Source organism: Caulobacter sp. FG7, assembly GCF_057808875.1.
Genome location: NZ_JBMDIW010000014.1, coordinates 51,976 through 65,728, shown reverse-complemented (window position 1 = coordinate 65,728; position 13,753 = coordinate 51,976). Strand labels below are relative to the sequence as shown.

The window sequence follows — 13,753 nt, the reverse complement described above, 5'->3', positions numbered from 1 at the left end:
CATCAGCGCGGCGGGCGGCGCCCGCCCTTGCCCCGCCGGCCGCTTTCGCGGGGCTCTTCCTCGCCGCTCAGGATACGCTGGACGCGGGTCTTGGTCAGTTCGGCCAGGGTCAGGCGGCCATCGCCGTCCTTGTCGAGCAGCTTGAAGCGGGCGTTGGCCGCGCGGGTCGCCTCGTCGCGGGTGATGCGGCGGTTGAAGTCGGCGTCGGCGCCCATCACCGGCTGGGGTTCGGCCAGCAGGGCGTAGGGCGTGGCGCCCAGCAGCATGTTGCCCAGGCCCCCGTCACGGCGCGGGCGCGGACCCTCGCCGTCGGGGCCGCCGCCGCCTGAGGGCGGGGCCTGCTGAGGCATGGCCGAGGCCTGGACGATCTCCGGGGCGATGTTGCGCTCGTAGGCCGAGACCTCGAAGCCGTCGAGGACGCCCGACTTGTCGGTGTCGAGCCTGTCGAAGAAGCGCAGGGAGTCGGCGAGGAACTCCTCTCGGGTCAGCACGCCGTCGTGGTCGGCGTCCGCGCCGGCGAACCACAGGGCGACCGGATAGGGCTGGCCTGGATCGGCGCGGAACGGCTCGCCGGCCGGGCTGATGAACACCTGCCTGCCGCCGCCCATGCGCGGGCCGCCAGGGCCGCCTTCGCCCGGAGGCGGTCCGTCGCCGAAGCCAGGACGGCCGCCCGGACCGCCGGGGCCGCGACCGCCTGGTCCATCCGGCGGGGCGTGGCCGCAGGCGGCGAGCGACAGGGCGACGAGAGCCAGGAGGGGCAGGGCGCGTGCGGTCATGGAAAGAAGCTCCTTCCCGTCGCTTGAAGCGCCGCCGCATTGCGCGGTTATGTCGTCACGGCCGCGCTTGATTGCGCGGCCGCAACAGACGTCAGGCCGGCAGGGTCACGCGGGCCCGCAGGCCGCCTTCGGGGCGGTTCAGCAGGGTGACGTCGCCGCCGTGGGCGCGGGCCAGCGAACGGACCACGGCCAGGCCCAGGCCGATGCCGCCGGTTTCGCGGTTGCGCGAGGGCTCGCCGCGGAAGAACGGTTCGAACACGCGCTCGAGTTCGGCCGAAGGCACGCCGGGACCGTCGTCGTCGACTTCGAGGATGGCGCCGCCGCCCTGGCGATAGACACGGCCGCGTGCGGCGCCGCCGTACTTGAGGGCGTTCTCGACCAGGTTGGTGACCAGGCGCTTCAGCGCGATCGGATCGCCCTCGATGACGATCTTGTCGCTTTCCTCGGCGGTGGCGTCGCCGCCGGTCTCGGCCGCCTCGTCCATGACGCTTTCCAGCAGCGAGGCCAGCTCCAGCTTGGTGCGCTCGGCCGGGCGGCTGGTGTCGCGCACGAAGGCCAGGGTGGCCGAGATCATCGCCTCCATCTGGTCGATGTCGCTCTCGAGCTTGCTGCGGACGTCGTCGGGCGTGGTCTCGATGCGGAAGCGCAGGCGCGTCAGCGGCGTGCGCAGGTCGTGGGCCACCGCGCCGATCATGGCGGTGCGGTCCTCGACATAGCGGCGCAGGCGTTCCTGCATCTCGTTGAAGGCGTTGGCGGCGGCGGCCACCTCGGCCGAGCCCGACAGGCTGAGCGGCGGGGCGCGCGGGTCGCGGCCCAGGCGCTCGGCGGCTGCGGCGAAGGCGGTGATCGGGCCGGCCAGGCGACGGGCGAACAGCCAGGCCAGCGGCGACACGGCGACGACCGACAGGGCGAGGATCAGCAGGATCCGAACCTGCCAGGTGTCGCGCAGGACGGTGAACTTGGGTTCGACCACCAGCCAGCGGCCGTCGGCCTGGCGGATGCCCAGCTCGAAATCGCCGAACAGGAAGGGCTCGTCGCGCATGATGGCCGCGATGCGGTCGGCGAGGATCTGGACGCCGGGAGGCTTCGGGCCGGCCGCGCCGGGCGGCGGCGGGGGAGGGCCGCCGGGGCCTCCGGGACCAGGACCGGGGCGCGGACCGCCAGGACTCGGCGGCGGCGGCGGACCCTTCTGCCGTGCGGTGCGGACGAAGAAGCGCGGGCCGTTCTCGGTGCGGATCGAGATCCGGTCGACCGGCACGTTCAGCTCGCGGCCGATGGCGGCCTTGAACTCGGCGCGGCGCTGGGAGTCCTCGCCGTCGGGCTTGATGCTGGTGCGATGGCGAACGACCAGCGGCCGGCCGTCGCGCGGATGCACGGTCTGGCCGGTCTTCAGCGCCCGGCTGATCTCGCTGAGCTTGTAGAGCTCGGGAGGCGGGGGCGGCACGTTGAACACGACCGCCACGCAGATCAGGATCGTAGCGACCAGTGTGACGAGCGCCAGTCCCAGGGCCTGGGCGAACAGGGGCGCGCCGCCGCGCCCCGGGACTGCGAACTTCATGGCGTGCGGGTGACCTTGGGCGTGAACATGTAGCCCTCGCTGCGGATCGTGCGGATCAGCTCGCCGCCGCCGCCGTCGTCGAGCTTGCGGCGAAGCCGGCTGATCTGGACGTCGATGGCGCGATCATAGGCGTCGCTGTCGCGGCCGCGGGCGAGGTCGAGCAACTGGTCGCGGGTCAGCACGCGCTGCGGGCGTTCGACGAAGGCGCGCAGCAGCGAGAACTCGCCGCTGGAAAGGTTGACCACCACCGATTGCGGCGAGCGCAGTTCGCGGCGGACGAGATCCAGGCGCCAGCCGGCGAACTCGCAGGCGGCCCCCATGGTGTCGTCGCTGGAGCGCGGCTCGGTGCGGCGGCGCAGGACGGCGCGCACGCGGGCCAAGAGCTCGCGCGGATTGCACGGCTTGGGCAGGTAGTCGTCGGCGCCGAGCTCGAGGCCGACGATGCGGTCGGTCTCCTCGCCCATGGCCGAGAGCATGATGATGGCCGGGCCGTCCTGGGCGGCGAGGCGGCGGCAGATGGCCAGGCCGTCTTCGCCCGGCAGCATGACGTCGAGCACCACCAGGTCGACCGGGCCCTTGGCCAGGGCCTGTTCCATGGTGCGCGCGTCCTGGGCCGTGTCGACGACATAGCCGTGGCGGACAAGGAAATCGGACACGACGTCGCGGATGCCCGGATCGTCGTCGACGATCAGGATGCGGGCGCCGGCGCCCTTGGCGGTGTCCGCGACGGCGGCGGACGAGGCGGTGGTCGGGGAGGTCTCCATGCCGATGGTCCTTTCATGCCCCTGTCACCGTCAGATTTCACGCTTGCAACAGGCGCGCAACCTGATCGTGGCCCCCTAGCGTCAAATCGCCACGGAGCGTCTTCATGAACCGACTCGTTTGCGCCGTCCTCGGATTGTCTCTGCTGGGGGCGACCGCCCACGCCCAGCCCGGTCCCGGCATGCGTGGCCCGGACGCCGACGGCGATGGCGTCGTCACGGCCGCCGAGTACGAGGCCTCGGCCGTTCAGCGCTTCGAGCGCATGGACGTCAACAAGGACGGCGTCATCGACGCGGCCGAACTCGAGGCGATCAAGCAGCGCTTCGCCCAGCGTGAAGGGCAGGGCGGTCCCGGCGGCGGTTTCGGCGGTCGGATGCTGGCCCAGCTGGCCGCGCAGGACGCCGACAAGGACGGCAGGATCACCAAGGATGAGGCCTTGGCCGCCAGCCGCGCCCAGTTCACGGCGTCCGACAAGAACGGCGACGGCAAGCTGACCGGCGACGAGTTCCGCCCAGGCCCCGCCGGCGGCCCGCCGCCGCGTCAGTAGGGATGGCTTACCCCGGCGAGCGGTTCACCGGAGCCGTGTAGCCGGGGCCTTTCATGGCCGCGACGGCGCGGTCGCCGACGAAGGGGTTGGTGCGGCGCTCGGCGCCGAAGCTCGACATGGGGCCGTGGCCGGGCACGAAGCGGATGTCGTCGCCCAGCGGCCAAAGCTTGCCGGTGATGGCGTCGATCAGGTCCTGGTGGTTGCCGCGCGGAAAGTCGGTGCGGCCGATCGAGCCCTGGAACAGCACGTCGCCGACCTGGGCGAACTTCGTCTCGCGGTGGAAGAACACCACGTGGCCCGGCGTGTGGCCCGGGCAGTGCAGGACCTCGAACTCCGTCTCGCCCAGGGTGACGACGTCGCCGTCCTCTAGCCAGCGGTCGGGCACGAAGATGCGCGCCTCGGGCACGCCGTACATCTCGCCGCTTTCCTGGATGCGGTCGATCCAGAACTGGTCGTCCTTGTGCGGGCCTTCGATCGGAACGCCCGTCTTGGCCTTCAGCTCGGCCGCGCCGCCGGCGTGGTCCATGTGGCCGTGGGTGATCCAGATCTTCTCCAGGGTCAGGCCCTGGTCCTTCAGCGCACGCAGCAGGCGGTCGACCTCGCCGCCCGGATCGATGATCGCGGCCTTCTTGGTCTTGGAGCACCAGACGATCGTGCAGTTCTGCTGCAGCGGCGTGACCGGGGCGATGACGGCGCTGATGGGCGATTGGGTCTGGGTCACGGTGGCTCCTTGTCGGCGCCCAGCATAGAGGCCGGGGCTCGGGCAATAAAGAAGGCCCGGGATCGCTCCCGGGCCTTCGATCCGTCGCTAGGGTGGACGGGTCTTACTTCACGTCGTCGACGCCGTGAGCCATCGCCTCGGCCGGCGAAGCTAGGTCGGTGTCCTCGGTGATGTCGATGCCCTTGGCCAGCTTCGAGTGCCAGAAGCCGTAGGCGGCGTAGATGACCGCGCCGACGGCCGCGTAGCCGCCCAGGATCATCAGCGGCAGCGGATTGTTGTTCATCGCGTGGATGATCATCGGCTGGAAGTTCTGGAAGGCCAGGAACAGGCAGGCGGCGATGCCGAGCACGGCCGTGACGATGCCGCCCGGAACCTTGAACGGGCGCGGCAGGTCCGGATGCTTGATGCGCAGGTAGATCACCGACAGGCAGACGATCGAGAAGGCCACGGCGGTGCCCAGCGAAACCAGGTCGCCCAGCAGGCTGATCGGCAGGAACGAGGCGGCCACGGCGATCACGATGCCCAGCAGGATGGTGCCCAGCCAGGGGGTGCGGAACTTCTGGTGGATTTCGGCGAACACCTTCGGCAGCAGGCCGTCGCGGGCCATGGTGTAGAAGATGCGCGTCTGGCCGTAGCACAGCACCAGCATGACCGAGGACAGGCCGGTGATCGCGCCGATCTTGATGGCGAAGCTGATCAGGTTCAGCTTGCCGCCTTCAGCCGCGGCGAAGGGAATGTTGGCCCATTCCAGGCCCATGCGGTCGATGGCGACGGCGATCGGGGCCGGGCTGGCCAGTTCCTTGTAGGGGACGACGCCGGTCATGACGGCGGCGACGGCCATGTAGATCAGGGTGCAGATCACCAGGGCGCCCAGGATGCCGATCGGCACGTCCTTGGACGGGTTCTTGGCTTCGGCCGCGGCGGTCGAGACGGCCTCGAAGCCGACATAGGCGAAGAAGATGATCGCCGCGCCGCGGAAGATGCCGCCGAAGCCGAACTCGCCGGGCTGGCCGGTCGGCTCGGGGATGAAGGGCGTCCAGTTGGCCGGGTTGATGTATTGCACGCCGACGGCGATGAAGGTCAGCAGCACGATCACCTTGATGACGACGATCGCGTTGTTGACGTTGGCGGACTCGCTGACGCCGACCACCAGCAGGGCCGAGACCAGGGCGATGCCGATTGCGGCCACCAGGTTGAACGTGCCGGTCATGGTGAACATGGTGCCGCCCTCGGGCGAGGCCACGGCCTGGATCAGCGGCGTGGCCCACATCGGCGCATCGGCGCCGGCCACGGCTATGGTCGGGAAGTTTATCCCCAATGCATGCAGCGTGCTGACGACATAGCCGGACCAGCCGACCGCCACCGTCGAGGCGGCGACGCCGTATTCGAGCACCAGCAGCCAGCCCATGATCCAGGCGAAGACCTCGCCCAGCGTGCCGTAGGCATAGGTGTAGGCCGAGCCGGAAACCGGCATGGTGGAGGCCAGTTCAGCGTAGCACAGGCCCGCCAGCGCGCAGGCGATGCCCGCCACGACGAACGAGATCATGATCGCGGGGCCGGCGTTGGCCGAAGCCACCTGGCCGGTGAGGACGAAGATGCCCGCGCCGATGATGGCGCCGACGCCGAGGCTCATGAGGTTGATGGGACCCAGCGTGCGTTTCAGCTGGCTGTGGGCGGCTTCCTTTTGGATGCTCGCAATGGACTTTTTAAGGAATAGCCTGTTTCCGGCCATGTGTTGTTTCCCCGACGACCAGCGAACCCCCGCTAGTCTGGCATTGGGGGCGGACGTTAGTCAGACTGGCGCGGTCGCGCAACGCCCCGCGGTGACGGGACGGCTTTGAGGGTCTATGCCTCCCGCCCATGCTGCCTATCGAGAATGTCCTGCCCGCGCTGAAGGCGGCGCTGCTCGCTTCCAATGCGGCCGTGCTGGTCGCACCGCCTGGTGCGGGCAAGACCACGGCCGTTCCCTTGGCCCTGTTGGAGGAGTCGTGGGCAAAGGGCGGAAAAATCATCGTCCTGGAGCCCCGTCGTCTCGCCGCGCGGGCGGCCGCGGCGCGCATGGCCGCCAATCTGGGCGAGCCGGTTGGTGAAACCTTGGGCTTTCGCGTGCGCCTGCAGTCGAAGGTGTCGGCCAGGACCCGCGTGGAGGTGGTCACCGAGGGCGTCTTCACGCGGATGATTCTCGACGACCCGGGCCTGGACGGCGTGGCCTGCGTCATCTTCGACGAGTTCCACGAGCGCAGCCTCGACGCCGACCTCGGCCTGGCCCTGGCGCGCGACAGCCAGGGCCTGCTGCGAGACGACCTGAAGATCCTCGTCATGTCGGCCACGCTGGACGGCGCCCGCGTTTCGGCCCTGCTGGGTGACGCGCCGGTGGTGGAGAGCGAGGGCCGGATGTTCCCGGTCGAGACCCGCTATCTGGGTCGCGACGATCGCCAGCGGCTCGAGGAGCGGGTCGGACGCGCCGTCGAGCGGGCCCTGGCCGAGGAGACCGGCTCCATCCTCGTCTTCCTGCCGGGACAGGGCGAGATCCGCCGGGCCGAGAGCTGGCTGGCCGAGCGCCTGCGCCGGCCGGACGTCGATCTGGCGCCGCTCTATGGCGCGCTGGAGCCGGCCGAGCAGGACCGCGCGGTGCAGCCCGCGCCGGCCGGGCGCCGCAAGGTGGTGCTGGCCACCTCGATCGCCGAGACCAGCCTGACCATCGAGGGCGTGCGCGTCGTCATCGACGCAGGGCTCTCGCGCGTGCCGCGCTTCGATCCGTCCAGCGGCCTGACCCGGCTGGAGACGGTGCGGGTGGCCCGCGCCGCCGCCGACCAGCGCCGGGGCCGCGCCGGCCGCACCGAGCCCGGCGTCTGCTACCGCCTGTGGGACGAGCCGGAGACCCGCTCGCTGCCCGCCTTCGCCCGGCCCGAGATCCTGGAGGCCGACCTCTCTCGCCTGGCGCTGGACCTGGCGCGCTGGGGCGCCAAGGACGCGGAAGGCCTGGCCTTCCTCGATCCGCCGCCGCGCGCTGCGTTCAGCGAGGCGCGGTCGCTGCTGAACCGGCTGCAGGCGCTGGACGCCAATGGCGGGCTGACGGCGCACGGCAAGGCGCTGTCGAACATGCCCCTGGCCCCGCGCCTGGCCCACATGGTCGCCCGCGCCGCCGCCTCGGGCCAGGCGCACCGCGCCGCCGAGATCGCCGCGGTGCTCAGCGAGCAGGGCCTGGGCGGCCGGGGTGTCGATCTGCGCGGCCGGCTGGAGGGCTTCGGCCGCGACCGTACGCCAAGAGCCCGCGACGCCCGGGCGCTGGCCGAGCGCTGGTCGCGCCAGGCCGGCAAGCCGAGCGGCGCCGAGCCCCTGGACGACGCCCTGCTGCTGGCCGAGGCCTATCCCGAGCGGGTGGCCCGCGCCCGCGGCAAGCCCGGCGAGTACCAGCTGGCCAGCGGCCGCGGCGTCTATCTGGAGCCGACCGACGCCCTGGCCCGCGAGACCTGGCTGGCCGTCGGCGAGCTGGGCGGCGGCGAGGCCCGCGACCGCATCCTGTTGGCCGCGCCCCTCGACGAGGAAAGCCTGCGCGCCGCCTTCGCCGACCGCCTGGTCGCCGAGGACCGGCTGGAGACCAGCGGCGGCGGCAAGCTGCGCGCCAAGCGCCTGCTGCGCCTGGGCAAGCTCGTCGTCGACGAGAAGATCATCGAAAAGCCCGACCCGGCTCTGATCGCCGCAGCCCTGGCCGACCAGGTGCGGGCCGACGGCTTGGCCGCCCTGAAGCTGGGCGAGCGGGGCAGGGGGCTGCTCGACCGCGTGGCCTTCCTGCGCGCCCATGACGGAGACGTCTGGCCGGACCTGTCGGAAGCGGCCCTGGTGGCTCGCCTGGACGAATGGCTGGAGCCGCTGCTGGCCGGCCGCTCGTCACTGGCCAGTATCGACGAAGGCACGCTGGAGGCGGCGATCAAGACCCTGATCCCGTGGGACATGCAGGGCAAGATCGAAGCCCAGGCCCCAGCGCGCTTCGCCGCCCCCACCGGCTCGACCTTCGCCATCGATTATGGCGCGGAAGGTGGTCCCCGCGTCGAGGTGCGGGTGGGCGAGCTTTACGGCCTGGCCGAGCACCCCTGCGTGGCCCACGGCAAGGTCCCCCTGACCCTGGCCCTGCTGTCCCCCGCCCACCGCCCGATCCAGATCACCAAGGACCTCCCGGGCTTCTGGAAAGGCTCCTGGCGCGAGGTGAAGGTCGAGATGAAGGGGCGTTATCCACGGCACGTCTGGCCGGACGATCCGGCCAACGCTGCGCCGACGACGCGGGCTAAGCCGCGGGGGACGTGAGGGGCGGCTGCTGACTCATAGGTGCCCTTCGGAAGGTCCGTTTTTAGGGTATCCGTTCGAGTTAGAGTGTCGGACTAGCGTCGTCGTCAGTCTTCTTGCGCTGAATATAACGGTAGAAGCTGACCCCATCGAAGGTCGTCTCGCGCGACCGCCGCACGAACACGAAGGTCGTACATTCAACGCCTCCACCGTTCGGCATCAGCGTGGCAACGAGACCTCTGCCTGTCCCTTGCCACTCCAGTCTGTCTGGCAGCGTCTTCGCGAGGTATACGCCGACTGCGAAAACCTTGTCGCCGATCTGGTATTTTAGGAACGCAAAGTCGCCGTCCGTCGGCGTGACGCCTCTTCGAGCGCGTCGAATACGACGTTCAATATCGGCCAGTGCGGGGGGCAGCTGATTCAGAATCGTATTGATGATGTCGAACCGGTGGCGCTGGGATTTATCCTTGTAGAGTTCGCGGATGATGGCCTGCCAAAGGGGCGTCAGCGCGATCCCGTGAATCTCCACGATGGTGCGATCTGGTCGAGGCTGCTTGGGCAGCCGCACCATGGCGTCCGAACCGAAGAACAACACCCGTCGTCCCGCCAGGGCGTCCTTGTCTACCCACAGCCCGTTAGTGAGATAGGCCGAGAGGATATCCTGCTCGTCCCCCTCAAAGTCGAGGACAAGCTCAAGGGTGGCCCGCCGCGTGAGATAGTGGATGCACGACACTTCGCTGTCGAGGAAGCGGACAATCATCTGGAGTTCGCCCAGCGACAGTACGGGAGCCCACGGCGTATCGTGGGCCACGAGCCCGAGCTCCTTGAGGTAGTGACGCGCGCTTGTCAGCGATGCGAAGTGCTCAATGCAGATGCTGAACGGGAAGACCACCTTCGCCACGTCGAGCTGAAGGTCGACCGGCTCCCCCGTGGATTTCAGCCGTAGCCGAGTACGTTCTCGGTGGGTGTTCAGGTAGTTTTCGAGCCGTCCAGATTGTTCGCCGGGCTCGACGAAGAGCTCCCTGAAGTTCTTGCGCAGACTGAGCGTACCACCTCGCCGCGCCGCGTCCTTGATGCGGCCTGACTTGGCCTCGAAGATGAAAATGAAATTGCCGACAATGGCTACAACGTCGTTTTCCCAAGTCTTCCCTGTCTCGGGGTCATCCCACATGACGCCTCGGTAGACCGTCGCACTTGGCATCGCAGTCGTAACCAGCGCCACAATCGCGTCTTCCAAATAGCTGGCCCGTGCATCCTCATACGCTGCCTGCAAGGCTAGGTGTCCCTCCATGAGGGATTCCATAATCACGAAGGGGAATGAGAACACGAGTTGAGGGAGCGCTACAAACAAGCTGCCGTCTGGGCGCAGGATGTACGGTCGCCGCCAGATCGGGTTGTTGAGGTAAATGTGCTCTGGTTCGATATCCGCCAGATCGCCCGGTGCTAACGCAAGGCTATAAAGCACATCGACTAAAGCGGCCGGGAGCTCTATTTCTAGCTCCTTCCGCGATAGGGTGTAGATCCAAGGCTGCGCCATCTCCGACATCTGAAACGCAGCCATGCGGAGAGATTCAGGATCTGCGAACTTCTCCGTCCTGTTCCGCCAAACGCGGTCAGCGAGTGGGTAAGCTTCGCGAAAGAAATCGATGGAGGCGATGATGTCCGATTTCTTCTTGGTCGTGAGCAGACGGTTCAGTTGCTCGCCGAACATCCATAGCCGCGACTGGATCATATCCGCTACGCGCACCATTGCCCGGAACAGGTCAGACAGCGTGTAAGCCAACGCCTCTTGGGACGGGCCATCGATGCGGGATAGAATACCCGTCAGCGCCTCTTCGCAGCCATCACGGTTGAACAGGTTCCGGTAGTAGAGCGTTTGAAGGCGCGCGCGCCGACTTACGCTGCGCTCAATCTCAGTTTCATGTTCAGCCTCACGCTGCTTGCGGATGAAGCCGCTGAGGTGACGACTGAGCAGTGACCAATAGCGCTCGAAGTTGCCAGGCGACGTGGAGTTGGCAGATTTTGGCTGGCCGCTCAGGAGAAGCAGCGTCTGCGTAATCTCGACATCCGACTGTTTTACGATTGCCGGATCGCCAACGCGCTCTCCGGCGATGTTGAAGCTTGATGCGCTTCGGGCGAGGACTACGAAAGGGTCACGAACTTCTAGGAAACGCTTGAGATGTTCTAGCGTGGCCTCGAAGTCGGCCGTCCATTGCTCAGGTGACCAGTCCTCTGTCCCCTTGAGCTCGGGCGACCTCGGGAGTTCAATTGACTCATAGCCTGGCAGGCCTTGCTCTACGTCCAGCATCTCCCCCTCCAAACCCCACCTTCAGGGGCAGCGTCATGTCCGTCAAGGTTCCGCGAGCGCCGGAGAGAATTTTACCAATGGTTGAGTTTTGGCCAGGTTTGGCTTCAATCGTCTCAGGGGGCTACGCCATGTATGTGAAAGACACGCAGCGGGCCGATCTCGCCCGCGCTTAGCCAAAAGCCTGTGCCGCGTCTGAAGGTCCGCTTTGGGTGAAGGGTCCAACGTCCGTTCCTGGCGCATTGCAGTCACTCAAGCCGTATGTTGTCGGCGACAGTGTTTACCGGGAAGGCGATGGATAACGGGAGAGAGAGCTGGCGCCCCCTTCACTCCCGGTAAGAAACCATGCCCCCCAGCCTTGCGCTCCCCGACCCCCACGGTGCATGAGGAACCCTGACACGGCGAGGCCTGCTTCGCCGCCCGCGCTAACCGGCCTTCCGGCGACGGAGGGAGGACAAGAGACATGACCGAAGCTGCTTCCAAGACGATCAAGGGTCGCACCGGCGACTGGGAAATTGTGCTGGGCCTTGAGGTCCACGCCCAGGTGGCCAGCAAGTCCAAGCTGTTCTCGGGCGCCGCCGTCGGCTTCGGCGCCGGTCCCAACGAGCAGGTCAGCCTCGTGGATGCGGCCATGCCGGGCATGCTGCCGGTGCTGAACCGCTTCTGCGTCGAGCAGGCGGTGAAGACGGGCCTGGGCCTGAAGGCGCAGATCAACCTGAAGAGCCGCTTCGACCGCAAGAACTACTTCTATCCCGACCTGCCGCAGGGCTATCAGATCAGCCAGTTCGACCAGCCGATCGTCGGCGAGGGCGTGGTGGTGGTCGAGCGCGACGACGGCACGACCTTCGACGTGCGCATCGAGCGCCTGCACCTGGAACAGGACGCTGGCAAGTCGCTGCACGACCAGGACCCGAACGCCACCTATGTCGACCTGAACCGCGCGGGCACGGCGCTGATGGAGATCGTCTCCAAGCCCGACATGCGCACCTCGGAAGAGGCCGCCGCCTATGTGAAGAAGCTGCGGACGATCCTCGTCTATCTGGGCACCTGCGACGGCGACATGGAGAAGGGCAACCTTCGCGCCGACGTCAACGTCTCGGTCTGCCGTCCGGGCGACTACGAGAAGTTCCGCGAGACCGGCAGCTTCAAGCACCTGGGCACGCGCTGCGAGATCAAGAACGTCAACTCGTATCGCTACATCCAGCAGGCCATCGAGTACGAGGCCCGTCGCCAGATCGAGATCCTGGAAGACGGCGGCGTGATCGACCAGGAAACCCGCCTGTTCGACCCCACCAAGGGCGAGACCCGCTCGATGCGTTCGAAGGAAGAGGCGCACGACTATCGCTACTTCCCCGATCCGGACCTGCTGCCGCTGGTGCTGGACCCGGCTTGGGTGAAGTCGATCGAGGAGACGCTGCCGGAACTGCCGGACGCCAAGAAGGCGCGCCTGCAGAGCCAGTACGGCCTGTCGGCCTATGACGCCGGCGTGCTGATCATCGACGCCGAGCGCGCCGACTACTTCGAGGCCGCCGCCAAGGGCCGCGACGCCAAGCTGGTGGCCAACTGGGTCACGAATGAGCTGCTGGCCAAGCTGTCGGCGGCCGGCACGGCGTTCCCGGACTCGCCGCTGCCCTCGTCTGACATCGCCCAACTGGTCGAGCTGATCGAGAACGGCACGATCTCGTCGAAGATCGCCAAGGAAGTGTTCGAGCACATGTGGGCCGGCGAAGGCCGTCCCTCCGAGATCGTCGAAAAGCGCGGCCTGGTTCAGATCAACGACACCGGCGCCATCGAGGCGGCGATCGACGAACTGATCGGCGCCAACCCCGACAAGGCCGCGGCCGTGAAGGAAAAGCCCCAGGCCATCGGCTGGTTCGTCGGCCAGGTGATGAAGGCCACCGGCGGCAAGGCCAACCCGGGCACGGTCAACGACCTCCTGAAGGCCAAGCTGGGTCTCTGAGGTTCGTTCCGTTCCTCCCCCGCCTGCGGGGGAGGGGGACCACCCCCGGGTCGCGCGAAGCGCGCGCCCGAGGACAGGCTCCGTGGTGGAGGGGGCGAGGCGGGGCTCATTGCCGGCCGTCGCCCCCTCCGTCACGGCGCGTATTCGCGCCGCGCCACCTCCCCCGCACGCTTCGCTACGGGGGAGGAGTTTGGTGAACAAGGAAAAGGGCCCGTCGCGAGAGCGGCGGGCCCTTCTCTTTATCGGAGGGACTCGAACGGGGGCGCTTCTACTGAGGCGTGGTCGGGTCCTGCGCGGACGCGCTGGCGGCGGCCGGGTCGTCGTGCTTCTTGTGCTTCTTAGACTTCTTGTCGGGCTTGGCGGCGTCCTCGGCGGCCGGGGCCGTGGTGGTCGAGGTCTCGCCCGGGGCCGTGGCCGAGGTCGGCTCGCCCGCGCTCGCTGCGCTGTCGGCCTGCGGCGTCGTGGCGTCGGTGGTCGCCGGGGCGGTGGTCGAGGCCGACGGATCGGTCGTCGTGGTCGACGAACCCCAGCTGCTGCTGCTGGACGAAGGCGGGGTGGACTGGGCGGAGGGATCGGCCGGGGCCTGCTGGGCCAGGGCCGAACCGGCGTAGCCGGCGGCGGCGAGGGCGAGGACGGCGGCGGAGATGCGCAAGCTCTTCATCGGTAAGCGCCTTCGTGTCTGCTGCGTCGGACTGTGACGCGAGGCCTACGCTGGCGACCGGATGCGGCCGAAATGACCCGACAATCGGGCTTTGCAGCCCGATGCGTGGCGCGCGCGCGGCGAGCATGGCGCAAAAACGGCGCCCCAGGTGGAGTTCCCGGGGCGCCGCAAGACTTTTC

Annotated in this window: 10 protein-coding genes and 1 pseudogene; 4 read left to right on the top strand and 7 right to left on the bottom strand. The window is 68.2% G+C overall.

Annotation, left to right across the window (positions count from 1 at the left end):
• Window positions 1–2 precede the first annotated feature (2 nt).
• The 3 genes from ACODR1_RS13215 to ACODR1_RS13205 form a co-directional block, all read right to left on the bottom strand.
• On the bottom strand, window positions 3–776 hold the full coding sequence (locus ACODR1_RS13215; protein WP_488880858.1) for an EF-hand domain-containing protein: 774 nt from the start codon (window positions 774–776) through the stop codon (window positions 3–5).
• Between the two features lie 91 nt (window positions 777–867).
• Window positions 868–2,334: an ATP-binding protein gene (locus ACODR1_RS13210; RefSeq protein WP_488880857.1), complete on the bottom strand. Its 1,467-nt coding sequence runs from the start codon at window positions 2,332–2,334 to the stop codon at window positions 868–870.
• Window positions 2,331–3,098 carry a response regulator gene (locus tag ACODR1_RS13205; RefSeq protein WP_101711996.1) on the bottom strand — a complete coding sequence of 256 codons (768 nt, stop codon included), beginning with the start codon at window positions 3,096–3,098 and terminating at the stop codon, window positions 2,331–2,333. The genes ACODR1_RS13210 and ACODR1_RS13205 overlap by 4 nt, the downstream gene beginning before the upstream one ends.
• Before the next feature lie 104 nt (window positions 3,099–3,202).
• Here ACODR1_RS13205 and ACODR1_RS13200 point away from each other — a divergent pair, with 104 nt between their 5' ends.
• The gene (locus ACODR1_RS13200; RefSeq protein WP_488880856.1) at window positions 3,203–3,643 is read left to right on the top strand and encodes a dockerin type I domain-containing protein; all 441 of its coding nucleotides are present in this window, start codon (window positions 3,203–3,205) and stop codon (window positions 3,641–3,643) included.
• A gap of 7 nt (window positions 3,644–3,650) precedes the next feature.
• Here ACODR1_RS13200 and ACODR1_RS13195 read toward each other — a convergent pair whose 3' ends face one another.
• Window positions 3,651–4,364: an MBL fold metallo-hydrolase gene (locus ACODR1_RS13195; RefSeq protein ID WP_488880855.1), complete on the bottom strand. Its 714-nt coding sequence runs from the start codon at window positions 4,362–4,364 to the stop codon at window positions 3,651–3,653.
• 103 nt (window positions 4,365–4,467) lie between these two features.
• The gene (locus tag ACODR1_RS13190; RefSeq protein ID WP_488880854.1) at window positions 4,468–6,096 is read right to left on the bottom strand and encodes an amino acid permease; all 1,629 of its coding nucleotides are present in this window, start codon (window positions 6,094–6,096) and stop codon (window positions 4,468–4,470) included.
• A 128-nt stretch (window positions 6,097–6,224) separates the two neighbouring features.
• Between ACODR1_RS13190 and hrpB the strand changes: the two genes are divergently transcribed.
• The gene (gene hrpB, locus ACODR1_RS13185) at window positions 6,225–8,669 is read left to right on the top strand and encodes an ATP-dependent helicase HrpB (RefSeq protein ID WP_488880853.1); all 2,445 of its coding nucleotides are present in this window, start codon (window positions 6,225–6,227) and stop codon (window positions 8,667–8,669) included.
• Between the two features lie 61 nt (window positions 8,670–8,730).
• Here the strand turns inward: hrpB and ACODR1_RS13180 are convergent, their stop codons facing one another.
• On the bottom strand, window positions 8,731–10,956 hold the full coding sequence (locus ACODR1_RS13180; protein WP_488880852.1) for a hypothetical protein: 2,226 nt from the start codon (window positions 10,954–10,956) through the stop codon (window positions 8,731–8,733).
• Between the two features lie 460 nt (window positions 10,957–11,416).
• On the opposite strand from ACODR1_RS13180, the gene gatB reads away from it, so the two are divergent.
• Complete coding sequence (gene gatB, locus ACODR1_RS13175; protein ID WP_488880851.1) at window positions 11,417–12,913, top strand: Asp-tRNA(Asn)/Glu-tRNA(Gln) amidotransferase subunit GatB; 1,497 nt, start codon at window positions 11,417–11,419, stop codon at window positions 12,911–12,913.
• Window positions 12,914–12,929: 16 nt separating this feature from the next.
• Window positions 12,930–13,078, top strand: a pseudogene (locus tag ACODR1_RS13170) (TPM domain-containing protein); the annotation flags it as partial.
• Window positions 13,079–13,181: 103 nt separating this feature from the next.
• Here ACODR1_RS13170 and ACODR1_RS13165 read toward each other — a convergent pair.
• Window positions 13,182–13,574, bottom strand: coding sequence for a proteophosphoglycan 5 (locus ACODR1_RS13165; RefSeq protein WP_488880850.1), 393 nt, complete (start codon window positions 13,572–13,574; stop codon window positions 13,182–13,184).
• Window positions 13,575–13,753: the final 179 nt, after the last annotated feature.